This is a genomic window from Blastococcus sp. SYSU DS0539, from assembly GCF_054050855.1.
The window spans coordinates 271,519-294,547 of the sequence record NZ_JBJHAF010000002.1 but is presented as its reverse complement, the minus strand read 5'-3'; the positions used below and the strand labels follow the sequence as shown (position 1 = coordinate 294,547).

The following is a 23,029-nucleotide window of genomic DNA, read 5'->3' as shown; positions in this document are numbered from 1 at the left end:
CCTTTCTACGGACTTGTCCGCCTGCTGCTGCCGGCACCGGCCCGGCCGGAGACGTTGGCCTGATCAGGAGCTCGACCGCCAGTAGCCGCTGGCGTGTCCCGTCACAGTCCTGCCCATCTCCGCACCGGACCGGGACCTGCTGCGTCCCATCTGGTCAGGAGAGAACGCATGTCCATGCTGGCAGAACTGGTCGAGGTCGTCATCGGCGTCGACACACACAAAGACACCCACACCGTCGCGGTGGTCGATGCCCGAACCGGTGGCGTGCTGGCCCGAGCCACGGTTCCCGCCGACCCGGACGGCTACGCGCAACTGGTCGACCTGGCCGAACAGCACTGCGGGCTGCGGGCCTGGGCGATGGAGAGCACCGGCAGCTACGGCGCCGGCCTGGCCCGTCACCTCGCGGCCGCCGTGAGCTGGTCATCGAGCTGGACCGGCCCAAGCGCCCGACGCGGCGGGCCGGCGCCAAGTCCGACCCCATCGACGCCGAACGCGCCGCCCGTGACGCGCTGGCTCGCACGCGTTTGACCCAGCCCAAGACCGGCCCGGAGCGGGCCGCCCTGCAGATGCTGCTGACCGCCCGCCGGGCCGCGGTCGAGGCCGCAACCGCCGCCCAACGCCAGCTGCAGGCGCTGGTCATCAGCAGCCCCGAAACCGTGCGCGCCCGCTTCCGCGGTCAGTCCACCCGGGTCATGATCACCACCGCCGTCCGGCTTCGCCCGACCACGACCAGCGGCAACATCGAGCAGGTCACTGCCCTCACGGTGATGCGTGACCTCGCCCGGCGCATCCAGTTCCTCGAGGCCGAGGCCGCCGCGCACGAGGCCACGATCCGCACCATCGTGCGCTCCTGGCGACCGGACCTGCTGGCATTGAGCGGCATCGGCCCGATCGTCGCCGCCACCGTGCTCACCGCCTGGTCTCATCCCGGCCGCTGCCGCGACGACGCCGCGTTCGCCATGCTCGCCGGCGCAGCACCCATCCCGGCCTCATCAGGCAAGACGGTGCGCTACCGGCTCAGGCGCTGGGGATTCTCACCGGCAGTGACCAGCAGCTGGCCGGCGCAGTCGGCGCCCACGCCGAAGGCCGCGGTCAGAGCCGGGTTGATCTCGCTGACCAACGGCTGGATGAGGTCGTCGAGGTCGGTGATCTCCGCGGTGAGGGTGGCGTGGCGGCGGGCCAGGAGACGCAGGCTGGTCTTGACCGCCTGCTCTGGCTTTCCGATGCGGCCAGGGTCGGGGCGCATCGCCGCGCAGGTGGTCAGCAGCTGCTTGGTGGGTAGGCCGCGCAGCTGGCCGCGCAGCAGTTCGGGTGCGGTGACCAGCAGTGCACGGATCTGCCGCTGGGTGTCGGCGCGCTGGGCGACCGCGCTGCGGCGGGCCACGCGCAGCGTGCGCCGCGCCTCGACCTGCCCCTCACGGTCTTTGGGGGTACCGGTGCGAGCCCCGGCCAGCGCGGTCCGGGCAGCGGCCTCGGCGTCGATCGGATCAGACTTGCCCGCCCGCCGGCGGGTCTTGCGGTTGGGGCGGTCGATCTCGACCAGTGCCACGCCCTCGACCGTCAACAACCGCGCCAGGCCGGCGCCGTCGATCGCCGCCGCGGTGTGGGTGTCGGCGTGGGTGTCCACACCTCCGATCACCCGACCGGCCACTCCCGGCGGGAACTGGGCAGGCCGCGCTGGTTCTGCGATCGTGGTCATCGCCGTCCTTCTGACTCGACTCGGTGGGGACGGCACGCACCGCCGAGCGAGCGGACAAGACAGTGACGGGTGCCTGCTGGCACAGGCTCCTATGAGGTCACGAACCCTCGACTGGTGAGTGCACAGCGAGCCCCGCAGCAGATCGAACCGACAGATCCGGACAAAGACCCGAAGTCAGTCACCTGAAGGGTCAGGAACGATCGCTGCGGGGCTCGCCCTCGATCATCACTGTCACCTGATCATCGCGACGGCGGCGAGGGGGACCTCGAGGTCAGACGGCGCGGCTGGCGGGCAGGTCGGGGACCTGCGGCAGCGGGGTGGAGCGGGCCGCGGCGAGGACCATCTGCGGCGACGGCGGCAGGCCGCGGCGGGTGCACAGCCGCAGCGCCCGGGCACCGGTCAGCACGTCGGTCTCCGGCGGGACGACGAGCAGATCGGCCCGGCGGTTGCCACCGGCCCAGGTCAGGCAGACGACCTGCGGGTCCATGCTGCGGAAGCCACCGGCCCGGACGGTGCGACCCTGCACCTCCAGCTTGCGGGGCGCGGGCTGCCAGGCGTCGAGGGCGTAGGTGAACCGCTCCACCCGGACGCCGCGCCGCTCCAGGGCGGCGATCAGCTCGGGCAGCTCCGCGGCGAGGTCCCGGCTACGAGGGAACCACGCGCCGTCGAAGGCCGAGCCCCCGGATCCGGCGTCGGCGCGCAGACTCACCCGGACGTCGATCCCGCCCCGGAAGCCCTCGGTCACCGGAACCGTACGGGTGGTCGTCGCCATCAGCGTTCGGCCGCCTCTCGTCGCTCGCTCGCCGTGGGCCCGGACAGCAGGCCCCGAGACGAACCTAGGCTGCGGCACGCGGGGTCCCCGGTGAGCGTGGGACGGGCGGGTCGCCGCCGCACGGCCGGTCATCACGAACCGTGACCTACCGACCACTACCCTCACCCCGATCCCGACTTTCCGCGGAAACCCACCCCGCACTTTCCGCGGAAAAGCTGGGCAGGTCATCCCGCGGAAACGCATCGCGCCCCGCCGCGGTCGAGCTGCGGCAGGGCGCGAGGGTAAAGCGGGGGGGTATCAGGCGGGCTTGGGCTTGCGGTTCTTCGCCTTGCCGCGCTCGGTCTGGTCCAGCACCACCTTGCGGATGCGGACGGTGGCCGGCGTGACCTCCACGCACTCGTCCTCGGCGCAGAACTCCAGCGCCTGCTCCAGGTTGAGGATCCGCGGCGGGATGAGCCGCTCCAGCTCCTCGGAGGTGGACTTGCGCATGTTGGTGAGCTTCTTCTCCTTGGTGATGTTCACGTCCATGTCGTCCGGACGCGAGTTCTCACCGACGATCATGCCCTCGTAGACGTCGGTGCCCGGCTGCACCATGAGCTGGCCGCGCTCCTGCAGCGAGAACATCGAGTACGTCGTCGCCACGCCGGAGCGGTCGGCGACCAGCGAGCCGGTCGGGCGGGCGCGCATGTCGCCCAGCCACGGCTCGTAGCCCTCGAGGTTGTGGTTCAGCACGCCGGTGCCGCGGGTCTCGGTGAGGAACTCGGTGCGGAAGCCGATGAGGCCGCGCGACGGGACGATGTACTCCATCCGCGCCCACCCGGTGTCGTGGTGCACCAGGTTCTCCAGGCGCGCGCGGCGGACGGCGAGCGCCTGGGTGAGCGTGCCGACGTACTCGCCGGGGGTGTCGATGGTGACCCGCTCGACCGGCTCGTGCAGCTTGCCGTCGATGACCTTGGTGACGACGGTCGGCCGGCCGACGGTGAGCTCGAACTCCTCGCGGCGCAGCTGCTCGACGAGGATCGCCAGCGCCAGCTCGCCCCGGCCCTGCATCTCCCAGGTGTCGGGGCGGTCGGTCGGCAGCATGCGCACCGAGACGTTGCCGACCAGCTCCTGGTCGAGCCGGTTCTTGATCAGGCGGGCGGTGAGCTTCTTGCCCGACTTGCCCGACAGTGGCGAGGTGTTGATCCCGATGGTGATCGAGATCGACGGCTCGTCGACGGTCAGCGGCGGCAGGGGCCGCGGGTCGTTCGGGTCGGCGAGGGTGTCGCCGATCATGATGTCCTCGATGCCGGCGATGGCGACCAGGTCGCCCGGGCCGGCACTCTCGGCCGGGGTGCGGGTGAGGCCCTCGGTCACGAGCAGCTCGGTGATCTTGACGTTCTTGATGCTGCCGTCGACGCGGCACCAGGCGACCTGCTGGCCGCGCTTCATCTCACCGGAGTGGATGCGCAGCAGGGCGAGGCGGCCCAGGAACGGCGAGGCGTCGAGGTTGGTGACCTGCGCGCGCAGCGGCTCCTCGGCGTCGTAGGACGGCGCCGGGATGGTGTCCAGCAGCGTCTTCACCAGCGGCGCGAGGTCCGGGCTGTCCGGGACGGTGCCGTTCTCCGGGCGGTTGAGCGAGGCCTGGCCGGTGCGGCCGTTGCAGTAGACGATCGGGAACTCGAGCGCGTCGACGTCGAGGCCGGTGTCCTCGAGCAGCTCCATGAACAGCTCGTAGCTCTCGTCGACGACCTCCTCGATGCGGGCGTCCTGGCGGTCGGTCTTGTTCACCGCGAGGATGACCGGCATCCCCTTGGCGAGCGCCTTGCGGAGCACGAAGCGGGTCTGCGGCAGCGGGCCCTCGGAGGCGTCCACGAGCAGGACGACGCCGTCGACCATCGACAGGCCGCGCTCGACCTCACCACCGAAGTCGGCGTGGCCCGGGGTGTCGACGATGTTGACGACGACGGGGTTGCCGTCCTCGTCGGCCAGGCGGATCGCGGTGTTCTTCGCGAGGATGGTGATGCCGCGCTCGCGCTCGAGGTCCATCGAGTCCATCACGCGGTCCTGCGTGGAGTCGTTGTCGGTACCCTCGCCCTTGGCGCGGCCGAGGGCGCCGGCCTGGCGGAGGAGGGCGTCGACCAGGGTCGTCTTGCCGTGGTCGACGTGGGCGACGATCGCCACGTTGCGCAGGTCGTTGCGGATGGGCATGCGGAAGGGCACCTCGGGGAGCTCGGGAGCGCGCCGCGCGGACGCGCGCGGGCATCAGGTCAACAGCCTTCGGGGCCCCGACCTTCCCTCCACTCTAGGTGCTCAGCGGGCGGCGACCGTCTCCCGCTGCCTGTCGACCACCCCGTAGGTGGCCCCTGCGGCGGCGACAGTGACCAGACTCACCGCGAACCAGGCCGGGAAACCGGCACCCAGGGCCAGCACGTGGGCGAGGACGAACGCCCCCACGTAGAGAGCGGCGAGCCCGGCGGTGACGGCCGGTCCGCGCCGGCGGGCGGCGATCCAGGCCGCGCCGACCCCGCACACGGCGAACACCGCGCCGCCCAGCGCCCGGATGCCGGTGCCCTGCGCGATGCCGAAGCCGGCGGCCAGGCCGACGGCGACGAGGAGGGACGCGGGGATCCGGGACAGCGACGACGTCGACATGTCGTCCAGTCTCCCTGTCGGCCGCCGCCCGTTCCCGCCGGCATGCGTACGGCGGCGGTTCCAGCGGCCCGCAGAACCGCCGTCCTGCGCATGTCGGCGGGGATCCGGGCGCGGCCCGGACGCGCGAGGACCCCGGACGACGATCCGTCCGGGGTCCTCGACCGGCGCTGGGATCAGGCGGTGCGGAGCACGGCCTCGATCTCGAGCTCCACGGTGATCTTGTCGCCGACGACGACGCCGCCGCCGTCCATCGGCATGTCGATGTCGACGCCGTACTCCTTGCGGGAGATCTCGGTCTTGGCGCTGAACCCGGCGCGCGTGCCGCCGTAGGCGTCGGGGCCGAAGCCGTTGAGCTCGAGGTCCAGCACGACCGGCTTGGTGATGCCCTTGATGGTGAGGTCACCGGCGACGGTCCAGTCGGCGCCGTCGGTCTGCACGGCGGTGGACCGGAAGGTCATCACGGTGTGGTTGCCGACGTCGAAGAAGTCGGCGGACTTGATGTGCGCGTCGCGCTGCTCCTGGCGGGTGTCGATCGAGTCCATGTTCACGGTGGCGGTGACGGTGGACTGCGTCGGGTCCTCGGCGGTGACGATCTCGCCGGAGAACTCGCGGAAGTAGCCGCGGACCTTGCTGACCATCATGTGGCGGACGGAGAAGCCGACGGTCGAGTGGCTGGCGTCGATGTCCCAGGTGCCGGCGAGGTAGCCGGGGATCTGGATGGCGGTGCTGGTCATGGGGACTCCCAGGGGTCGTCGTGCGTGCGGGCAGGTCGTCCGGCACAGCGTAGTTGAGCGCTTGACTATTCCGCCAGTATTCTGTCCCCATGACCGCATCGGTGTCGCCTGAGTCCCTCCCGACGGGTGAGCCGCGCTGGCTCGACGCCGAGGAGCAAAAGGCCTGGCGTGCCTGGCTCTACAGCTCGCAGCTGCTGCAGGACCGGCTGGACCGGGAGCTCACCCACCGCACCGGCATCTCGCACGCCTACTACGAGATCCTCGTGGCGCTCTCCGAGGAGCCGGAGCGGATGATGCGGATGAGCGAGCTCGCCGACCGGTGCCTCTCCTCCCGCAGCCGGCTCTCGCACGCGGTGTCCCGGCTGGAGGAACGTGGCTGGGTGCGCCGGCAGGTGTGTGCCGACGACGGGCGCGGGCAGCTGGCCGTGCTCACCGACGAGGGGTTCGCCGCGCTGGAGGGCGCAGCACCGATCCACGTCGAGGGCGTGCGCCGGGAGCTGTTCGACCAGCTCTCTCCCGAGCAGGTGGCCGCGATGCGCGACTTCGGCGAGACGCTGCTGCGCCACCTGGACCCCAGCCGCATGCCCTGACCGAGGGTCGATCCAGCAGACCCCGGCTCCCGGAAGCACCCGTCCGGCGTGGGCGGGCTGCGGCTGAGCGGTGTGGCGGGGGAGCTGCTCAGCCGGGAGGGTGCGGATCCACCGGCACCAGGCCGGCGCGGAAGGCGACGATCACCGCCTGCACCCGGTCTCGCACGCCGAGCTTGGTCAGCACCCGGGCGACGTGCGTCTTCACTGTCGCCTCACCGACGACCAGCCGATCGGCGATCTCGGCGTTGGAGAGCCCCTCGACGAGCAACGCGAGCACCTCCGCCTCACGGTCGGTGAGCGCCGACAGCACCGCCGGTCGCGTCTCCGCAGGGCGGACGGGGGCCTGCCGGCTGAAGGCCGCGATCAGCCGCCGGGTGACCGACGGCGCCAGCAGCGCTTCCCCCGCCGCCACCACGCGGATGGCGTGCACCAGCTGATCGGCGGGGACGTCCTTGAGCAGGAAGCCGCTGGCCCCGGCCCGCAGCGCCTCGTAGACGTGCTCGTCGAGGTCCAACGTGGTGAGGACGACGACCCGGCAGCCGGGAACCGGGCCGCCGAGGATCTGCCGGGTCGCCGACAGACCGTCCAGCACCGGCATCCGGACGTCCATCAGCACGACGTCGGGACGGAAGCGGGTGGCCGCCGCGACCCCGGCGGCGCCGTTCCCGGCGGTACCGACGACGGTGAGGTCGGGCTCGGACTCCAGGATCAGGCGCAGGCCGGTGCGCACGAGGTCTTCGTCGTCGACGATCAGGACGCGGACGGTCACACCGCCGTCCCCTCCACCGCGAGCCGCGCATGCACCCGGAAGCCGCCGTCCGGCAGCGGCCCGGTCTCCACGGTCCCGCCGTACAGCGCGGCGCGCTCGCGCATGCCCACCAACCCGTGGCCCGCGCCCGGCGTCGGGCGGCCGCACCCGTCGTCGCAGACCTCCACGTCGATCATCCCGCCGACGGCGCGCACCACGACCCGGGCCGTCGCCGGCCCGGCGTGCGTGAGCACGTTGGTCAGCGCCTCCTGCACGATCCGGTAGGCGGCCAGGTCGACGCCGGCAGGCAGCGCGGCCAGGTATCCCTCGACCGTCAGCTGCACCGGCAGACCGGCCCGCCTCACCCGGTCGACGAGCTCGTCGAGCCGGTGGAGGCCCGGTTGCGGCGCCACCGAGCCGTCGGTCGCGCCGGTGAGCAGGCCGAGCAGCCGGCGCATCTCCGCGAGCCCCTGCCGCCCCGCCGTCTCGATGGACACCAGGACGCCGCGGGCCAGGTCGGGGCGGGTGTCCAGCGCCCGCTGCCCGGCCTGGGCCTGGATGACGATGACCCCCATGCTGTGCGCGACGAGGTCGTGCAGCTCCCGCGCGATGCGGGCGCGCTCGTCGGACACCGCCCGGGCGGCCTGCCCGGCCATCTCCTCGTCGGTCAGGGACGCGCGGGCCCGGAGCTGCTGGCTCTCGCGGTGGCGGTGCCGCATCCAGCGGCCGAGGCCGACCAGTCCGGCGAGGATGAACCAGGCGGGCAGCACCTCGTCGAGCGGGTCACCGGCGAGCAGCCGCGGGACGTCGTAGCCGAGGACGGCCCCCGCAACGGCGACCGAGCCCGCGACGACCGACCACCGGTCGGCGTGCGCGCCGAGCGCGTAGAGCGCCAGGCAGAGGCCGAACCACAGCAGCCCGGACGTGCCACCCAGCTGGTCGTGCAGCCACCCCGCGCCGAGGACGAGCAGCAGCACCGCCAGCGGCCGGTACCGGCGGACGAACAGCGGCGCAGTGGCGAGAAGCGCCAGCACGGCGTGCACCGGCCGGTCGGCGGCGACGGCGGGGACGTCGGTGGTCCACACCGATGCCTGCCCCCACACGGCGAGCACCGCCACCACGAGGGCGTCCGCCGCACGCGCGGACCGGGCCCAGTCCATGCGGTGAACGGTAGCCATCCGGGCACGGATCCGGGGTCCTCCGCAGGACGGATCCGGTCGGCCGGCTCCGCCTTCCGGGGGACGGCGCGGTTCGCCCGCAGAGCCGACGACCGGCGGCCCGCGACCGCTCAGGCTCGTCCCTGCCCGGACCCGCCCGTGGGTCCACGCCCGAGGAGAATCCGATGACCGATCCCGCCGCCGTCGCCGTCGACCGCCGCACCGGGGCAGCCGCGCTGACCGCGGGCGTCCTGATGTTCGCCTCCGTCGCCACCGAGCTGATCTGGAACGTGCAGCGGCCGGACGGCTCGGTATCCGACCTGCCGGGATTCGTCCTGTTCCTGGGCGGGTTCGCGCTCGGCGTGGTCGCGCTCGGGACGGCGCTGCACGGCCTCGGCCACGGTCGGACGGGAGCCGCGCTCTCCCGCGCCGGCCGGATCGGCCGCGGCCTCGGCCTGGCCGGCGCCGGACTGCTGACGGTGTTCGCCGTCGTGCACCTCGGCACGGGGCTGGCGACGGGTGTTCCGCTGGGGGCCGCCTTCTGGGCCTTCTTCCTCGGCTTCCTCCTGCTGATCGCCGGCGCCGTCCCGCTCGCTCTCGGGCTGCGCCGCTCCCCCGTCGTCGGCGGCTGGTGGGTGGCCGTGCTCGTCGCCGGGATCGCGGCCGCCGTCGCGATGGTGGCCCGGACCCCGTGGCACGAGATCGGGCTGTTCACCTTCGACGCCGCCTGGGCCGCGCTCGGCCTCCGGCTGCTCTCCGGTCGCGACGCCACCGTGGCCGAGGAACCGCGCGTCCGCGTCTGAACCGTCGGCGAGGGGACGGACTTCCCGACCGGTCCGGAAGTCCGTCCCCTGTCGTGCGTGGCCCCTCAGCCGGTGACGTCGTCCGGTGGGGCCGGCCAGCGCGGCACCCCGGCGACGGCGCCGTCGGGCAGCCGCGCGGAGAACCGTGGGGCGCGCTTCTCCAGGAAGGCCGCCACACCCTCCGCGGAGTCCGGCCCCTCCCCCAGCTCCACCAGCGCCCGGGACTCCGCGCGGTGCCCGTCCCACGGCGAGGGCGCGCCCAGCATCGACCACAGCAGCTGGCGCGCGGCCCCCACGGCCACCCCGCTGGTGTTCGCGGCGATCTCCCGCGCCAGCGACAGGGCGGTGGGCAGCAGCTCGTCGTCGGGCACCACCCGGGAGACCAGCCGGCCGCGCAGCGCCTCGGCCGCGTCGAACACCCGGCCGGTGGCCACCCACTCCATCGCCTGGCTGATGCCGACGACCCGCGGCAGGAACCACGAGGACGCCGCCTCGGGCACGATCCCGACCCGGCCGAAGACGAAGCCGAAGCGCGCCGACTTCGCCGCGATGCGGATGTCCATGGGCAGGGTGAGGGTCGCCCCGATCCCGACGGCCGGCCCGTTGACCGCGGCGATGACCGGCTTGCGCATCGATGCGAAGGCCAGCGCGGCCACCCCGCCGGCGTCCCGGGGGTAGCCGCTGATGTCCTGGCTCAGCGGGCCGGGCGGGCGTTCCCGGGTGCTGCGGCCGGCGAACGTGCCCGGCCCGCCGCCCAGGTCGGCGCCGGCGCAGAAGGCGCGGCCCGCGCCGGTCACCACGACCACCCGGACGTCGTCGTCGGCGTCCGCGGCCGCGGCCACCGCCACGAGCTCGTCGGCCATGGTCAGGGTGAAGGCGTTGAGCCGGTCGGGGCGGTGCAGCGTGACCGTCGCGACGCCGTCGGTCACTTCGTAGCGGAGCTCGGTGAGGTCCGTGGTCTTCCTCCTGTCAGCGGGTGACGCCCCGGTGCCGAGGGAGCCCCGCAGGACTCCCCCGGCACCCGGAGCGCCAGGGAAACGGTGGTCAGGCGCCGAGGGCGCCGGAGATCGCGAGCCGGGCGACGGCGTCGAGGTGTTCGGCCTCGTCGCCGAGGAGCAGCCGGTCCACCTTCGCGCGGCGCCAGAACAGGTGCGCGTCGTGCTCCCAGGTGAAGCCGATCCCGCCGTGCACCTGGATCAGCGTCCCGGCCGCCCGCTCGAACGTGGTCGCCGCGTACGCCTTCGCGGCGGACGAGGCCAGCGGGAGCTCGGCGGGGGCGGAGTCGGCGGCCCAGGCGGCCCACCAGACCAGCGACCGGAGCTGGTCCACCCCGGCCCAGGCGTCGACCAGCATGTGCTTGACCGACTGGTAGGACCCGATCCGCCGGCCGAACGCCTCGCGCTCCTGCGCGTAGGCGATGCCCAGCTCCACCGCGCGGTCGGCGCCGCCGAGGTCCTCGGCCGCCAGCACGACGGCGGCCACCTGCCGGGCGCGGGCCCACAGCTCGCCCGCGTCGGCGGCGAGCACCCGGCGGGAGGTGAGCCGCACCGAGGCGAGTCCGCGGGTGGCGTCCAGCGGCCGGCCCGGGACGATCTCGCCCTCCCCGACCACCAGGTCGCCGCCGTCCAGCCCGAGGAAGAGCGTCGCGTCCGCCGCGTCAATCGACGGCGCCGAGCCGTCGACCGGCCCGTCGAGGACGGCGAAGGCGGTCGAGCCGTCGGCCAGCTGCGCGGCCAGCTCGGGTTCGCCGGCCAGCAGGACCGCCGCCCGGGCGGCGGTGACCAGGGAGGGCGCGGCCAGGACCGCGCCGCCCTGCTCCGCGACGACGGCGAGGTCGAGGACCGACCGCCCCGCGCCGCCGGCCGCCTCCGGGACGGTGATGCCGAGGAACCCGATGTCGGCCAGCGCCTTGCGGCCCGGCTCCAGCCGGCCGCCCTCCAGCCCGGCGCGCGCGGCGGCCGGCGAGGCGGAGCCGCGGAAGAAGTCGCGGGCACCGGCGGCGATGTCCCGCTGGTCGGTGTCGAGGTCGAAGTTCATCGCCGTCCTCCCGAGAACGGATCGGTCTTGTCGCTGCGGGGCTCCGGCGGCAGACCCAGCACCCGTTCGCCGAGGATGTTGCGCAGCACCTGGTCGGTGCCGCCGGCGATGGCGATCCCGGGCAGCCACGACTGCGTGCGCTGCCACCGGTCGTCGCCGTCGGAGGTCGCGGCGTAGACCGCGTCGTCCCCCAGCAGCCGGACACCGGCGTCGGCGACCAGCCGCGCCGCCTCCGTCCCGGCGAGCTTGCCCGCGCTCGCCTCCGGGCCCGGGATCCCGCCCTGGCTGAGCACCGTGAGCCGCCGGTAGCCGGTGTAGCGGGCGGCGAGCGCGGCGACCACGGCGCGGCCGACGGACTGCCGGGCGAGCACCTGCCGGTCGCCGTCGAGGGCGGGCAGCCGCTCCCGGGCGTGCTGCGCCAGGGACTCGACCGACTGCCCGATGTCGCCGCCGGCCCCGCCGATGGCCACGCGCTCGTTCATCAGCGTGGTCAGGGCGACCCGCCAGCCCTCCCCGGGCTCCCCGAGCCGCTCGCTGTCGGGGATGCGCACGTCGTCGAAGAACACCTCGTTGAAGTCCGACTGCCCGCCCATCTGGCGCAGCGGGCGGACGGTCACGCCGGGGGCGTGCATGTCGACGACGAACATCGTCAGCCCGGCGTGCTTCGGGCGGTCGGGGTCGGTGCGGGTGAGCAGGATGCCGTAGTCGGCGACGTGCGCCAGCGTCGTCCAGACCTTCTGGCCGTTGACCACCCAGTCGTCGCCGTCGCGGACCGCCGTGGTGCGCAGCGCCGCGAGGTCCGAGCCCGAGGCCGGCTCGCTGAACAGCTGGCACCAGACGTCGTCGGCGCGCAGCAGCCGGGCCAGGTAGCGGTCGCGCTGGTCCTGGCTGCCGTGCGCGATGACGGTCGGGCCGCACATGCCGATGCCGATGTGGTTGATCAGCCCGGGCACGCGGGCGCGCGCCAGCTCCTGGGCGACGATCGCCTGCTGCACGAGCGTGCCGCCCTGGCCGCCGTACTCCCGGGGCCAGGTGACCCCGACCAGCCCCGCGTCCGCGAGCACCTGCTGGGTGCGGCGCATCTCGGGCTCGTGCCGGCGGGCGTCCACCCCCTCCTGGCCGGGCGAGAGGTGCAGCAGCTCGCCGGCGTGCTCCTCGAGCAGGGCACGGACGCGCGCCCGGTAGGAGGCCTCGTCGGGGCTGTCGTCGAAATCCACGGGCGGCACCTCTCGTCGATGGGCGGACCGGATCGCAGCGTGACACCGGTCACCCGTGACGGTCAACGGTGACTGTTGCCGGCCGCCGTGTCGGCCTACGCTTCGCCGGATGACCGCCGAGCCCCTGCCGCAGCTCGCCGTCCCGGCTCCGCGCTCGCGCTCGGAGCGGACGGCCGGCAGCCGCCTGCTGATCCTCGACGCCGCGGTCGCCTGCCTGGTCGAGGACGGCTACGCCGGCGCCTCGACCCTCGCCGTCCAGGCCCGCGCCGGGGTCTCCCGCGGCCGGCTCCTGCACCACTTCCCGTCCCGGGCCGAGCTGCTGGTCGCCGCCGCCGAGCACCTGTCGACGACGCAGCTCGACGAGGTCCGCCGCCGCGCGGCGGCGCTGATGGAGGACGAGCCGACCGGCCGCGACCGGGTGGACCGGGCGATCGACCTGATGTGGGCGACGTTCCAGGAGCCGCCGTTCTGGGCCGCGATGGAGCTGTGGACGGCGGCCCGCACCGACCCCGAGCTGCGGGCGGCGCTGCGCGGCGAGGAGCGCCGCCTGCGGGAGGCGATCGCCGCCGTGGCCACCGGCATCTGGGGCCCGGAGATCTCCGCCGCCCCCGCCTACGCCGACCTCTGCGAGCTGCTGTTCACCAGCATGCGGGGGGTCGCGCTGGTCTACGCGTTCGAGGACCGCCCCGCCCCGACCGATCCGCACCTGGCGCTGTGGAAGCGGCTGGCCGCCCGGCTGCTCGCTTTCGACAGTCAGGGTTGACCGCCCCGCTCTCCACCGACAGCATGACCCGGGTCACAACCGTGTCGGACGTCGAGGAGCACCCGTGAGCGTCGAGATCCCTTCCCTGCAGGGCCGGGGCATGACCATGAGCGACCAGCTGGCCCGGCACGCCCGCAAGGACCCCGAGACCGCGGCGCTGCGGTTCGAGGGCCGGGGGCGCAGCTACGCGGAGCTCGACGAGCGCGTCACCCGGCTGGCCCGCGCGCTGCGCCGGCGCGGCGTGCAGAAGGGGGACCGCGTCGCGGTGCTGGCCCTCAACGGCATGGAGGTCTGGGAGAGCTACCTCGCCGGCGTGCGGCTGGGCGCGATCGTCGTCCCGGTCAACTTCCGCCTGGTCGCCGACGAGGTGGCCTACGTCCTCACCGACTCCGGCGCGGTGGCGCTCGTCGTCGACACCGCGCTGGCCGAGCTCGGCGCGAAGGCCACGGAGCAGGCGCCGTCGGTCACGACGACGCTCGTGATCGGCCCGGACTACGAGGAGGCGCTCGCCTCGGCCGGCAGCGAGCCGCTGGACGTCGTCGTCGACGAGAACGAGCCGGCCTTCATCATGTACACCTCCGGGACCACCGGCCGGCCCAAGGGCGCGGTGCTGACCCACCGCAACCTGCTGATGCACGCGTTCAGCCAGATCGCCACCAACGGCGTGGACCTCACGACGGAGAAGGTCAGCGCCCCTGGCACGCCGATGTTCCACATCGCCGGGCTCGCCGGCGGGCTGCCGCCGCTGCTGCTCGGCGGCACCCACGTGATCATCCCCTCCGGCGGGTTCGACCCGGTGGCCACGCTCGACCTCATCGAGCGGGAGCGGATCAACAGCATCTTCCTGGTTCCGGCGATGTGGGCGGCCGTCGTCGCCGTCCCCGACATCGCCTCGCGCGACCTGTCCTGCCTCACCCGCGCCTCGTGGGGCGCGGCACCGGCGTCCACCACCCTGCTGCGCACGATGATCGACACCTTCCCCCAGGCGGAGATCATGACCGCGTTCGGGCAGACCGAGTGCAGCCCGGTCACCACGCTGCTGCGCGGCGAGGACTCCGTCCGCAAGATCGGCTCGGTCGGCACCCCGATGCTCAACGTCGAGGTGCGCGTCGTCGACGAGCTGATGGAGGACGTCCCGCGGGGCGAGGTCGGCGAGATCGTCTACCGCAGCCCCATGGTGATGAAGGAGTACTGGAACAAGCCGGAGGCGACGGCCGAGGCGTTCGCGGGCGGCTGGTTCCACTCCGGGGACCTCGTCCGCGAGGACGAGGACGGCTACTACTACGTCGTCGACCGCAAGAAGGACATGATCATCTCCGGCGGGGAGAACATCTACTGCGCCGAGGTGGAGGACGTCCTGGCGGCCCACCCGAAGGTCGGCGAGGTGGCGCTGATCGGCGTCCCCGACACCCGCTACGGCGAGGCCCCGCTGGCCGTGGTCGCCCCCCGCGACCCCGCCGACCCGCCGACGTCCGCGGAGCTGGCCGCCTACTGCCGGGAGAAGCTGGCCCGCTACAAGAACCCGCGGGAGTACTCGGTGGTCGGGGCACTCCCCCGCAACCCCAGCGGCAAGGTGCTCAAGACCCAGCTGCGCACCGAGCACTCCGCCGGCTCCCTGGTGGCCGAGCCGGTGGTGTGACTCAGCCGCTCCCCGGGCGCACGAGCCCGGACTCGTAGGCGAGCACCACCGCCTGCACCCGGTCCCGGACGCCCAGCTTCGCCAGCACCCGGGCGACGTGCGTCTTCACCGTCCCCTCGCCGAGCACGAGGGCGGCGGCGATCTCGGCGTTCGACAGGCCGCGCGCGACCAGCCGGAGCACCTCCTCCTCGCGCGGCGTCAGCAGGACGAGCCCGGGAGCGGCGGGCCGCGTCGTCCCGGCGCGGCCGACGAAGTCGTCCAGCAGCCGGCGCAGCAGCACGGGCGCCAGCAGCGAGTCGCCGGTCACCGCCGACCGGACGGCGGTGACCAGCTGCTCGCGCGGCATGGACTTGAGCAGGAAGCCGGTGGCTCCGGCCCGGATCGCCTCGACCAGGTGCTCGTCGGCGTCGAACGTCGTCAGCATGACGACGGCCGTGCCGTGCCCCGGCTCGGCCGTGATCCGCCGGGCGGCCTGGATCCCGTCCAACCGCGGCATCCGGATGTCGACCAGCGCCACGTCCGGGCGCAGCTGCCGGCACAGGGTCACCGCCTCGACGCCGTCGGCGGCCTCGCCCACCACCTCCAGGTCCGCCTCCGCCTCCAGGATCATCCGCAGCCCGGCCCGGACCAGCGCCTCGTCGTCGGCCAGCAGGATGCGGACGGTCATGCCGGCGCGTGCTCCGCGGCGGGGACCGGCAGGACGGCGTGGGTGCGCCACCCCCGGCCGTCCTCGCGCGGCCCGGCCGCCACGCGGCCGTCGAACAGCGCGACCCGTTCCTCGATGCCGGCCAGACCGAAGCCCGCGCCCGTCCGCGGCGCCGGTACGACGCCGCCGTCGTCGGCGACCTCCACCTCCAGAGCCTGCTCGGCGTAGTGCAGCCGGACGTCGATCCGGGCGCCGGGCGCGTGCCGGATGGCGTTGGTGACCGACTCCTGCACGATGCGGTAGGCGGTCGCCTCCACGGCTGCCGGCAGGGGTCGGGGGCGGCCGTCCACCGCGAGCGCGACCGGGCGCCCGGCCGACCGCGCCGCCGCCAGCAGTTCCTCGACGGCGGCCAGCGACCCGGGCTGCCCGGCCTCGCCCCCGGTGTCGTCGCGCAGCACGCGAAGCAACCGCCGCAGGTCCTCCAGCGCCGTCCGGCCCGAGGCGAGCACGACGTCCAGCGCGCGCGCCGTCGCCGGCTCCCGTCCGCCGAGGCCCGCCTGTGCGGCGTCGGCGTGCAGCAGCATCAGCGTCACCGCGTGCCCGACGACGTCGTGCATCTCCCGGGCGATGCGCCGGCGTTCGGCCGCGAGCGCCGACGCCCGCGCCAGCTCCTGCTCGCGGGCCCGCTCCCGGGCCGCCATGACCTCGCGCTCGGCGGCCACCGCCCGGTCGAGGCGCTCCCGCGCGAGCCGGGCGAAGACCCACACCACGACCGGGATCGCCGCGTTGCCGATCGCGTCGGCGACGAGCACGTCGTCCCCGACGAACGCGTACAGCTCGACCGCCGCCAGCACCGCCACCAGGCCGGACACGGCGTCCCGCCGGCGGTCCGCGTACTGGGCGACCGAGTAGGTGACCACCAGGACGGCGACGAACCCGGACACGGCCGGGGCGTCGCCGAGGACGGTCTGGAACGCCAGTCCGGCAGCGACCGCGACGGCCGCGGGGAGCGGACGCGACCGGCGGAGCACCAGGCTGCCGGTCATGACGGCGAAGGCCGCCATCTGCAGGGGCAGCCGCACCACCGGGCCGTCGGCGAGCAGCAGCTCCGCCTGGCCGGCCAGCGTGAGCGCCAGGGCCAGCAGCCCGTCGCGCACCCACGGCGGCAGCGCTCCCCAGCGGGCTCCCGGTCCGGACATGGGCCGGAGCGTAGGACCGCCGGCACCGGTGCGGATCCGCCTCGCGAGCGATCCCGCCTCTGCCGTGCGGGAGATCCGGTCCGGGTGGGAACCGTCGTCCGCTCGCCCGGAGGGCAGACGACCGGCGGTCGGTCCGGCGGGAGCGTGGACGGCGCCCGGCGCGAAGGGCGCGCCGGCTAGAGGAGGACACGAGCCATGACCACCACCACCCACTCCGGCGTCTCGGCGCCCCGCGCCGCCGACCGGCGCAGCCCGCTGCCCGCGCTCGCCGGCGTCGGCGCGCTGCTCGCCTTCGCGGCCGCCGCCGCCGTCTTCGGCGACCCGATGGGCGGCGCCGACACCCCCGCCGAGGCGGCGTCCGCCCTGGCGGGCGCCGACGTGACGCTCGCCGCGGTGCTCATGGGGCTCTACGCGCTCCTGGCCATCGCGGTCACCGGCCGGCTGGCCGTGCACCTGGCCCTCGAGGGGGACGGCGCCGCCACCCGGCTGCTCCCCCTGCTCGGGGCCGGGCACGTGCTCCTGATGACCGCCGCGACGGCGGCCCCGGCCGCGGCAGTGGCCGTGGGCACGCTCACCTTCGGCGACGGGGTGACGCCGGCCGGAGCGGAGTTCGCCCTGCTGGTGATGAACCTGGCCCACCCGATGGCCGCCTGGGTGGGCCTCGGCTTCCTCGTCGCCGTCGCGGTCGCCGCCTGGACGGCCCGGGCATCGCGGGTGCTGGCCGGCGTCAGCGCGGTGTTCGCCCTCGGCCTGGCGCTCCCGCCGGTGGGGTGGGCGGTCACCTACCTGATGGCCTTCTGGTTCGCCGGGGTCGGCACGTGGCTGTGGCGCCGCGGCTGAGCCGGCGCAGGACGACGACGGGCCGGTCAGCCGGTCCAGACCTCGGCCACCCGGGCGGCGACCGTCGCCGCCTGGGCCCGGCCGGCCCGCGCCGCGGGCTCCCGGGCGGCGGGGTCCAGGACGTTGCGGCCGATGGCCGCGCGGCTGCCCTGGTCCGGGGCGACGACGGCGACGCGCGCCAGCATGCCGGTGACCTGCGCGTCGACGCTGGCCAGCGGCCCGACGCCCCGCGGGATCGGCGCGAGCACGACCAGGCGGTCGTAGCCCTGGGCGAGGTCGGCGTTCGCCGCCGACCGCATGCCGCCGTCGACGTACCGGCGGCCGTCGATGGTGACCGGCGGGTACACCCCCGGCACCGCGCAGCTGGCGGCCACCGCCTGCAGCAGCGGCACGCCGGACTCGCGGTCGAGGGCGCGGAACTCGCCGGTGGCGGCGTCGACGGCGGTGACGGTGAGCGGCCGGTCGGGCCACTCGCGGGAGACCAGCCGGGAGCCGATGACGTCGAGCCGCTCCTGCTCGGTGGGCGTCAGCCCCGCCTTCTCCGCCGCCAGGGCGAGCGCCCCCACGCGACGGCGGAACTCGACGTCCCGGCCGCGGCTGACGAGCATCGCCCAGGCGTACCGGGCCAGGTTGCCGCGGGTCATCCGGGCGACCTTCTCCTGCGCCGGGGGCTCGAGCTGGCGGGCGTACAGCTCCTCCAGCGGCGCCCCGCTGGTGAGCTGCGCGCCGACCACCGAGCCGGCCGAGGTGCCGACGACGAGATCGGCGCCGGTGAGGTCCACCCCCGCCTCGGCCAGCCCGGCGAGCACGCCGATCTCCCACGCGATGCCGGTGATGCCTCCGCCGCCCAGGACGAGGGCGGTGCGCTGATCGCTCATGGGCGACATCCTCACAGAATGCTCGACAGGGCCTGTGAGCTGGGCCACCCTGTGGTGCTGAGCTCACCGACGAGAGGAAACGCATGACCACCGTGCAGTCCGCCAAGGCACCCACGACGGCCAGCTGGCCGCCCGGGATGCCTCGCTCCCTCGACTACCCGCGGGTGCCGGTGGGCTCGATCCTCCGGGCCGCGGTGCGCCGCTGGGGCGACCGGACCGCGTTCGTGGACCACGATGTGCCGCTGACCTACACCGAGATGGGCGCCCGCGCGCACGCCGTCGCCGGCTGGCTCGCCGACCACGGCGTCGGGCGGGGCGACGTCGTCGCCGTCCACATCCCCAACTGCCGTCAGTACCCGTCGCTGTACTACGGGATCCTGCTGTCGGGGGCCACCTTCTCCCCCACCAACCCGCTGCTGCCCGCCGCCGACCTCGCCGCCCAGCTCAGCGACGCCGGCGCCAAGGTGCTCGTCACCTGGGACCAGGTGCTGCCGTTCGTGCGCGGCGCGCTGGCGCAGACCCCGGTGCAGACCGTGATCGTCACCGGCGAGGCGCACATCACCGACTTCGCCGCCCGGCTCGACGGCCTGGAGGACAGCGACGTCGACCTCGCCGACCTGCTCGCCGGCGACCCGACCGACCGGCACCTGGACGCCGAGGTCGACGTCGAGAACGACCTCGCGCACCTGGCCTACACCGGTGGCACCACCGGCGTCAGCAAGGGCGTGGAACTGGTGCACCGCAACGTCGTCACCAACGTGCTCCAGTCGGGCTGCTGGACCTCCGGGTCGCTGCCGCAGCTCGACGAGGAGGGCGACGTGACCCTGCAGCAGGTGCTGGACGAGGAGGAGATCGCGACCCGCCTCGGCGAGGCCCGGATCATCAACCTCACCCCGTGGTTCCACGCCATGGGTGCCATCGGCTACCTCAACGGGATGGTCATGGCCGGCACCATGACCGTCATCCACATGCGCTTCGACCCGGTCAAGTACGTCGAGGACATGGTCCGGTACGAGGTCACCTCGATCGGCGGCGCGCCGCCGGTCTTCGCGGCGCTGCTCCAGGTGCCGGCGATCCAGGACGCCGACCTGTCGCACATCCGGGGGGTCACCAGCGGTGCTGCCCCGCTGCCGGTCACGCTCATCGAGAAGATGAGCGCGCTGATGCCCAACGCCACGATCGGCGAGGGCTACGGGCTCACGGAGGTGACGATGCAGGCCACCGGTGCCCCCTCGTTCCGCTCCGGCACCCGCAAGCCCGGCACGGTGGGCGTCCCGGTGTTCGACACCGAGGTCACCATCCGGCCGCTCGGCGGCGGGGACCCGCTGCCGGCCGGGGAGCGCGGCGAGGTGTGCATCCGTGGGCCGCAGGTGATGCGCGGTTACGCGCACCGCCCGGAGGCCACCGCGGAGGCGATCGACGAGGACGGCTGGTTCCACTCCGGCGACGTCGGCATCCTCGACGAGGACGGCTACCTCTCGATCGTCGACCGCACCAAAGACATGCTGATCTACAAGGGCTACAACGTCTTCCCCCGGGAGCTGGAGGAGCTCCTGTTCCGCGTCCCGGGCGTCGCCGGCGCCGCCGTGGTCGGCCGGCCCGACGAGGAGGTCGGGGAACTGCCGATCGCCTACGTGGTCCGCAAGGACGACGCCGACGGCGCGGCGCTGACCGTCGACTCGGTCATGACCGCGGTCAACGACAAGGTGACGCCGTACAAGCGGCTGCGCGACGTGAAGTTCATCGACGCGATCCCGGTGTCGGCGGCCGGCAAGGTGCTCAAGCGCGAGCTCGCCGCCCGGGAGCGGGAGGCCGTCGAGGGCTGACCGGTTGCGCGCCGCCGCCCCCGATCGGGTGCGGCGGCGCGCATCCGCGCTCCCCGCTCACTATCGTCCGCGGGGTGGACGAGGAGCGGAACGGTCTGGAGACCGAGCACACCGGCGTGCGGATCGCGCACGTCGAGCAGTCGCCCGTCCGCCAGGTGTGGCGCCGGGTGCTCATCGCCGCGGTCGTGCTCGCCGTCGTCGTCCTCATCGTCTACCTGGACCGGGACGGGTACGAGGACAGCAAGGGCGGCGAGATCTCCGTGCTCGACGCCGCGTACTACGCGACGGTCTCGCTCTCCACCACCGGGTACGGCGACATCACACCGATCACCCCCGGGGCGCGGCTGACCAACGTCCTGCTGATCACGCCGCTGCGCATCATGTTCCTGATCGTCCTCATCGGAACCACCCTCGAAGCGCTGACCGCCCGGTCGCGCGAGGAGTTCCGCATCCGTCGCTGGAGGTCCCGCGTGCGCCAGCACGTCATCGTGTGCGGTTACGGCACCAAGGGCCGCAGCGCCATCCGCTCGCTGCAGGCCAGCGGCACGCCGCTGGAGAAGATCGTGGTCGTCGACCCGGACCCGCGGGCGATCGACGAGGCCAACGCCATGGGGCTGACCGGCATCGTCGGCGACGCCGGCCGCACCGAGGTGCTGCGCCGGGCGTCGGTCGAGCGGGCCCGGTCGGTCATCGTGGCCGCCAACCGCGACGACGCGTCGGTGCTCATCACGCTGACCGTCCGCCAGCTCAACCCCAGCGTGCCGATCACCACGAGTGTCCGCGAGGAGGAGAACGCCAACCTGCTGCGGCAGTCCGGCGCGGACACCGTCATCACCACCTCGGCGACGTCCGGCCGGCTGCTGGGCCTGTCCACCGACGCGCCCCGCGTGGTCGCGGTCGTCGAGGACCTGGTCACCGGCGGGCAGGGCCTGGACCTGCACCAGCGGACGGTGACCACCGACGAGGTCGGCCTGGGCCCCCGCCAGCTGCGCGACATCGTGCTGTCGGTGACCCGCGGCGGGCGCACGCTGCGCTTCGACGACCCGCTGATCGGCACCCTGCAGTCCGAGGACGTGCTCGTCGTGGTCAAGGCGCACGAGCCGGGCAAGGCGATGCGGCCTCCGACGCAGTAATTCTGCGATCCTCCGGATCGCACCGCGGCCACGTGCCGTTCCCCGGCTGCGACGAGCGACTCCGTCGTGCCATCAGTGCGCGCGTTTTCCGCGGAAACGTCTCTAGCTGCGCACCCAGGTCGTGGTCGGCTCGTCGCGGCCGCGCAGCTCCACCTGCTCGCCGCGCACCCAGCGGCTCCGCTCGTCGTCGCGGGCGGCCAGCACCGTGGGCTCGCTGGCCACCGCCCGGCCCGGGTGCTCCTTGGCCAGCTCGGTGAGCCGCGCCGCCTCGTTCACCGGATCGCCGATGACCGTGTACTCCAGCCGGCTGGCCGCCCCCACCTGGCCCGCCCAGACCCGGCCGCACGCCACGCCCACGCCGACGTCGACCTCTCCTGCCGCGGCGACGGCGTCGCAGATCCGCCGGGCCGCCCGCAGCGCGGCGCCGGCCGGGTCGGGGTGGTCGGCCGGGGCGCCGAAGACGCACAGCGCCGCGTCGCCCTCGAACTTGTTCACCAGCCCGCCCTCGTCCTCGATGGTGTCGACGACGACGCCGAAGAACCGGTTGAGCAGGCCGACCATCTCCTCGGGGCCGGTGCGGCGCACCAGCGAGGTGGAGCCGGCGATGTCGACGAAGAGCGCGGCGACGGTGCGCTCCTCCCCGCCGAGGGACACCCCGGTGGCCAGCGCCCGCTGGGCGACCGTCGTCCCCACGTGCCGGCCGAAGAGGTCGCGTAGCCGCTCCCGTTCGGCCAGTCCCGCGGCCATCGAGTTGACGCCCTCCTGGAGCAGGCCGATCTCGCCGGCGTCGTCGACCACCACGTCGACGTCGTAGTCCCCCCGGCCGACCTGCTGCACCGCGCGCCGCAGGTCGCGCAGCGGCTGACCCACGGCCCGGGCGGTGAGCACGGTGGCCAGCGCGCCGACGAGCAGCGCGACGACGACGAGGAACACGACGGCCGTGCGGCCGGGGCCGTCGGGGTTGCTCGGGTCCAGGTACAGCAGGACGACGCCGAGCATCGGGACGCCGCTGGTGAGGCCCCAGGTGAGCAGCAGCCGGATCCGCACGCCGAGCGTCAGCGCGCCGGCCGGTGGATGCGCGGCCAGGGCGCGCGCGGTGACGGCCCGCGCCGCCCGGGCGACCAGCAGGTAGGTGACACCGGCGGTGACCACGCCGCCGAGCACGACGGCGACGGCGACCCGCGCGCCGACCAGGGCGTCGGGGAAGCTGACCGCCGCGACCGCGCCCATGAGCACCGCGCCCAGCAGCCACACGAGGGCCGCGATGAGGGCGGTGTCCGGCGGGAGCCGCAGCGCGTGCGCCGCCTCCTCACCGGTCGGGTCCCGGCCGGCCATCAGCCAGCGGTTCGTGGCCCGCTGCCGCCGCAGCCCGGCCACCACCGCGAGGGGCAGCGCGACCGCGAGGTACGCCGCGGCCGCGCCGAGCACCTCCGCGCGGCCGGCGCTGCCCCTGCTGTCCTCCACGCCGATCAGCAGCAGCACCACGGTGCCGACCCCGATGAGGTTCGCCGCGATGACCAGCAGCACGATGACCGGGACGGCCAGCCGCCCGCTGGGCGCCCACTCGGCCCAGCCGCCGTCCCGGGCGACCGTGCGCGGCCGGGAGCCCTGCTGGTCGGTCACGGTCGGCGCAACGAGACCCGGGAGGCGCAGGTTCCGGGGCCTCCCCCGATCGTGATCACGCCGTCATGATGCTCGACGGGCCCGAACCGTC

Annotated in this window: 23 protein-coding genes and 1 pseudogene; 9 read left to right on the top strand and 15 right to left on the bottom strand. The window is 74.2% G+C overall.

Annotation, left to right across the window (positions count from 1 at the left end):
- Window positions 1–168 precede the first annotated feature (168 nt).
- Window positions 169–528, top strand: a complete 360-nt coding sequence (locus tag ACI790_RS03635; RefSeq protein WP_456568420.1) for an IS110 family transposase — start codon at window positions 169–171, stop codon at window positions 526–528.
- 148 nt (window positions 529–676) lie between these two features.
- Here the strand turns inward: ACI790_RS03635 and ACI790_RS03630 are convergent, their stop codons facing one another.
- A complete protein-coding gene (locus ACI790_RS03630; protein WP_456568419.1) occupies window positions 677–913 on the bottom strand; it encodes a hypothetical protein in 237 nt (78 codons plus the stop codon).
- Here ACI790_RS03630 and ACI790_RS03625 point away from each other — a divergent pair.
- Window positions 906–965 (top strand): annotated as a pseudogene (locus ACI790_RS03625) (hypothetical protein); the annotation flags it as partial. The gene ACI790_RS03630 and the pseudogene ACI790_RS03625 overlap by 8 nt on opposite strands.
- Before the next feature lie 44 nt (window positions 966–1,009).
- On the opposite strand, the gene ACI790_RS03620 reads toward ACI790_RS03625, so the two are convergent.
- The 5 genes from ACI790_RS03620 to ACI790_RS03600 form a co-directional block, all read right to left on the bottom strand.
- On the bottom strand, window positions 1,010–1,699 hold the full coding sequence (locus ACI790_RS03620; protein ID WP_456568418.1) for an IS110 family transposase: 690 nt from the start codon (window positions 1,697–1,699) through the stop codon (window positions 1,010–1,012).
- 271 nt (window positions 1,700–1,970) lie between these two features.
- Window positions 1,971–2,444 (bottom strand): DUF5994 family protein, encoded by a 474-nt coding sequence (locus tag ACI790_RS03615; RefSeq protein WP_456568417.1) that lies wholly within the window; start codon window positions 2,442–2,444, stop codon window positions 1,971–1,973.
- 324 nt (window positions 2,445–2,768) lie between these two features.
- Window positions 2,769–4,661: a translational GTPase TypA gene (typA, locus tag ACI790_RS03610; RefSeq protein ID WP_456568416.1), complete on the bottom strand. Its 1,893-nt coding sequence runs from the start codon at window positions 4,659–4,661 to the stop codon at window positions 2,769–2,771.
- Between the two features lie 102 nt (window positions 4,662–4,763).
- On the bottom strand, window positions 4,764–5,105 hold the full coding sequence (locus ACI790_RS03605) for a hypothetical protein (RefSeq protein ID WP_456568415.1): 342 nt from the start codon (window positions 5,103–5,105) through the stop codon (window positions 4,764–4,766).
- A gap of 173 nt (window positions 5,106–5,278) precedes the next feature.
- The gene (locus ACI790_RS03600; protein WP_456568414.1) at window positions 5,279–5,839 is read right to left on the bottom strand and encodes a YceI family protein; all 561 of its coding nucleotides are present in this window, start codon (window positions 5,837–5,839) and stop codon (window positions 5,279–5,281) included.
- An 89-nt stretch (window positions 5,840–5,928) separates the two neighbouring features.
- On the opposite strand from ACI790_RS03600, the gene ACI790_RS03595 reads away from it, so the two are divergent.
- Window positions 5,929–6,429 carry a MarR family winged helix-turn-helix transcriptional regulator gene (locus ACI790_RS03595; protein WP_456568413.1) on the top strand — a complete coding sequence of 167 codons (501 nt, stop codon included), beginning with the start codon at window positions 5,929–5,931 and terminating at the stop codon, window positions 6,427–6,429.
- A gap of 88 nt (window positions 6,430–6,517) precedes the next feature.
- On the opposite strand, the gene ACI790_RS03590 is transcribed toward ACI790_RS03595, so the two are convergent.
- Entirely contained in the window at window positions 6,518–7,198 is a 681-nt protein-coding gene (locus ACI790_RS03590; RefSeq protein WP_456568412.1) for a response regulator, read from the bottom strand.
- On the bottom strand, window positions 7,195–8,337 hold the full coding sequence (locus tag ACI790_RS03585) for a sensor histidine kinase (RefSeq protein WP_456568411.1): 1,143 nt from the start codon (window positions 8,335–8,337) through the stop codon (window positions 7,195–7,197). The genes ACI790_RS03590 and ACI790_RS03585 overlap by 4 nt, the downstream gene beginning before the upstream one ends.
- Before the next feature lie 182 nt (window positions 8,338–8,519).
- Here ACI790_RS03585 and ACI790_RS03580 point away from each other — a divergent pair, with 182 nt between their 5' ends.
- The gene (locus ACI790_RS03580) at window positions 8,520–9,137 is read left to right on the top strand and encodes a hypothetical protein (protein ID WP_456568410.1); all 618 of its coding nucleotides are present in this window, start codon (window positions 8,520–8,522) and stop codon (window positions 9,135–9,137) included.
- Between the two features lie 65 nt (window positions 9,138–9,202).
- Here the strand turns inward: ACI790_RS03580 and ACI790_RS03575 are convergent, their stop codons facing one another.
- Genes ACI790_RS03575 through ACI790_RS03565 form a run of 3 tightly spaced genes read right to left on the bottom strand, consistent with a single transcriptional unit; the run spans window position 9,203 to window position 12,391 of the window.
- The gene (locus ACI790_RS03575) at window positions 9,203–10,144 is read right to left on the bottom strand and encodes an enoyl-CoA hydratase-related protein (RefSeq protein ID WP_456568553.1); all 942 of its coding nucleotides are present in this window, start codon (window positions 10,142–10,144) and stop codon (window positions 9,203–9,205) included.
- A gap of 37 nt (window positions 10,145–10,181) precedes the next feature.
- Window positions 10,182–11,174, bottom strand: a complete 993-nt coding sequence (locus ACI790_RS03570; RefSeq protein WP_456568409.1) for an acyl-CoA dehydrogenase family protein — start codon at window positions 11,172–11,174, stop codon at window positions 10,182–10,184.
- Window positions 11,171–12,391, bottom strand: a complete 1,221-nt coding sequence (locus ACI790_RS03565; RefSeq protein WP_456568408.1) for an acyl-CoA dehydrogenase family protein — start codon at window positions 12,389–12,391, stop codon at window positions 11,171–11,173. The genes ACI790_RS03570 and ACI790_RS03565 overlap by 4 nt, the downstream gene beginning before the upstream one ends.
- Before the next feature lie 109 nt (window positions 12,392–12,500).
- Here ACI790_RS03565 and ACI790_RS03560 point away from each other — a divergent pair, with 109 nt between their 5' ends.
- Both ACI790_RS03560 and ACI790_RS03555 read left to right on the top strand, forming a co-directional pair.
- Window positions 12,501–13,154: a TetR/AcrR family transcriptional regulator gene (locus ACI790_RS03560; RefSeq protein WP_456568407.1), complete on the top strand. Its 654-nt coding sequence runs from the start codon at window positions 12,501–12,503 to the stop codon at window positions 13,152–13,154.
- Between the two features lie 64 nt (window positions 13,155–13,218).
- Window positions 13,219–14,793, top strand: coding sequence for a long-chain-fatty-acid--CoA ligase (locus tag ACI790_RS03555; protein ID WP_456568406.1), 1,575 nt, complete (start codon window positions 13,219–13,221; stop codon window positions 14,791–14,793).
- 1 nt (window position 14,794) lies between these two features.
- Here the strand turns inward: ACI790_RS03555 and ACI790_RS03550 are convergent, their stop codons facing one another.
- A complete protein-coding gene (locus tag ACI790_RS03550) occupies window positions 14,795–15,460 on the bottom strand; it encodes a response regulator (protein ID WP_456568405.1) in 666 nt (221 codons plus the stop codon).
- A complete protein-coding gene (locus tag ACI790_RS03545) occupies window positions 15,457–16,638 on the bottom strand; it encodes a sensor histidine kinase (RefSeq protein ID WP_456568404.1) in 1,182 nt (393 codons plus the stop codon). The genes ACI790_RS03550 and ACI790_RS03545 overlap by 4 nt, the downstream gene beginning before the upstream one ends.
- A 195-nt stretch (window positions 16,639–16,833) precedes the next feature.
- On the opposite strand from ACI790_RS03545, the gene ACI790_RS03540 reads away from it, so the two are divergent.
- On the top strand, window positions 16,834–17,478 hold the full coding sequence (locus ACI790_RS03540; RefSeq protein ID WP_456568403.1) for a hypothetical protein: 645 nt from the start codon (window positions 16,834–16,836) through the stop codon (window positions 17,476–17,478).
- A gap of 26 nt (window positions 17,479–17,504) precedes the next feature.
- On the opposite strand, the gene ACI790_RS03535 is transcribed toward ACI790_RS03540, so the two are convergent.
- The gene (locus ACI790_RS03535) at window positions 17,505–18,356 is read right to left on the bottom strand and encodes a patatin-like phospholipase family protein (RefSeq protein ID WP_456568402.1); all 852 of its coding nucleotides are present in this window, start codon (window positions 18,354–18,356) and stop codon (window positions 17,505–17,507) included.
- 83 nt (window positions 18,357–18,439) lie between these two features.
- Between ACI790_RS03535 and ACI790_RS03530 the strand changes: the two genes are divergently transcribed.
- Window positions 18,440–20,182, top strand: coding sequence for a class I adenylate-forming enzyme family protein (locus ACI790_RS03530; RefSeq protein WP_456568401.1), 1,743 nt, complete (start codon window positions 18,440–18,442; stop codon window positions 20,180–20,182).
- Between the two features lie 74 nt (window positions 20,183–20,256).
- Window positions 20,257–21,315, top strand: coding sequence for a potassium channel family protein (locus ACI790_RS03525; RefSeq protein ID WP_456568400.1), 1,059 nt, complete (start codon window positions 20,257–20,259; stop codon window positions 21,313–21,315).
- A gap of 102 nt (window positions 21,316–21,417) precedes the next feature.
- Here ACI790_RS03525 and ACI790_RS03520 read toward each other — a convergent pair whose 3' ends face one another.
- On the bottom strand, window positions 21,418–22,938 hold the full coding sequence (locus ACI790_RS03520) for an adenylate/guanylate cyclase domain-containing protein (protein WP_456568399.1): 1,521 nt from the start codon (window positions 22,936–22,938) through the stop codon (window positions 21,418–21,420).
- Between the last annotated feature and the right edge of the window lie 91 nt (window positions 22,939–23,029).

What these genes read in the sequence shown, in the direction of transcription:
- ACI790_RS03635 (WP_456568420.1), top strand. Translation starts at nt 169, where the DNA reads ATGTCCATGCTGGCAGAACTGGTCGAGGTCGTCATCGGCGTCGACACA.
- ACI790_RS03620 (WP_456568418.1), bottom strand. Translation starts at nt 1,699, where the DNA reads ATGACCACGATCGCAGAACCAGCGCGGCCTGCCCAGTTCCCGCCGGGA.
- typA (WP_456568416.1), bottom strand. Translation starts at nt 4,661, where the DNA reads ATGCCCATCCGCAACGACCTGCGCAACGTGGCGATCGTCGCCCACGTC.
- ACI790_RS03605 (WP_456568415.1), bottom strand. Translation starts at nt 5,105, where the DNA reads ATGTCGACGTCGTCGCTGTCCCGGATCCCCGCGTCCCTCCTCGTCGCC.
- ACI790_RS03600 (WP_456568414.1), bottom strand. Translation starts at nt 5,839, where the DNA reads ATGACCAGCACCGCCATCCAGATCCCCGGCTACCTCGCCGGCACCTGG.
- ACI790_RS03595 (WP_456568413.1), top strand. Translation starts at nt 5,929, where the DNA reads ATGACCGCATCGGTGTCGCCTGAGTCCCTCCCGACGGGTGAGCCGCGC.
- ACI790_RS03585 (WP_456568411.1), bottom strand. Translation starts at nt 8,337, where the DNA reads ATGGACTGGGCCCGGTCCGCGCGTGCGGCGGACGCCCTCGTGGTGGCG.
- ACI790_RS03580 (WP_456568410.1), top strand. Translation starts at nt 8,520, where the DNA reads ATGACCGATCCCGCCGCCGTCGCCGTCGACCGCCGCACCGGGGCAGCC.
- ACI790_RS03570 (WP_456568409.1), bottom strand. Translation starts at nt 11,174, where the DNA reads ATGAACTTCGACCTCGACACCGACCAGCGGGACATCGCCGCCGGTGCC.
- ACI790_RS03560 (WP_456568407.1), top strand. Translation starts at nt 12,501, where the DNA reads ATGACCGCCGAGCCCCTGCCGCAGCTCGCCGTCCCGGCTCCGCGCTCG.
- ACI790_RS03550 (WP_456568405.1), bottom strand. Translation starts at nt 15,460, where the DNA reads ATGACCGTCCGCATCCTGCTGGCCGACGACGAGGCGCTGGTCCGGGCC.
- ACI790_RS03545 (WP_456568404.1), bottom strand. Translation starts at nt 16,638, where the DNA reads ATGTCCGGACCGGGAGCCCGCTGGGGAGCGCTGCCGCCGTGGGTGCGC.
- ACI790_RS03540 (WP_456568403.1), top strand. Translation starts at nt 16,834, where the DNA reads ATGACCACCACCACCCACTCCGGCGTCTCGGCGCCCCGCGCCGCCGAC.
- ACI790_RS03535 (WP_456568402.1), bottom strand. Translation starts at nt 18,356, where the DNA reads ATGAGCGATCAGCGCACCGCCCTCGTCCTGGGCGGCGGAGGCATCACC.
- ACI790_RS03530 (WP_456568401.1), top strand. Translation starts at nt 18,440, where the DNA reads ATGACCACCGTGCAGTCCGCCAAGGCACCCACGACGGCCAGCTGGCCG.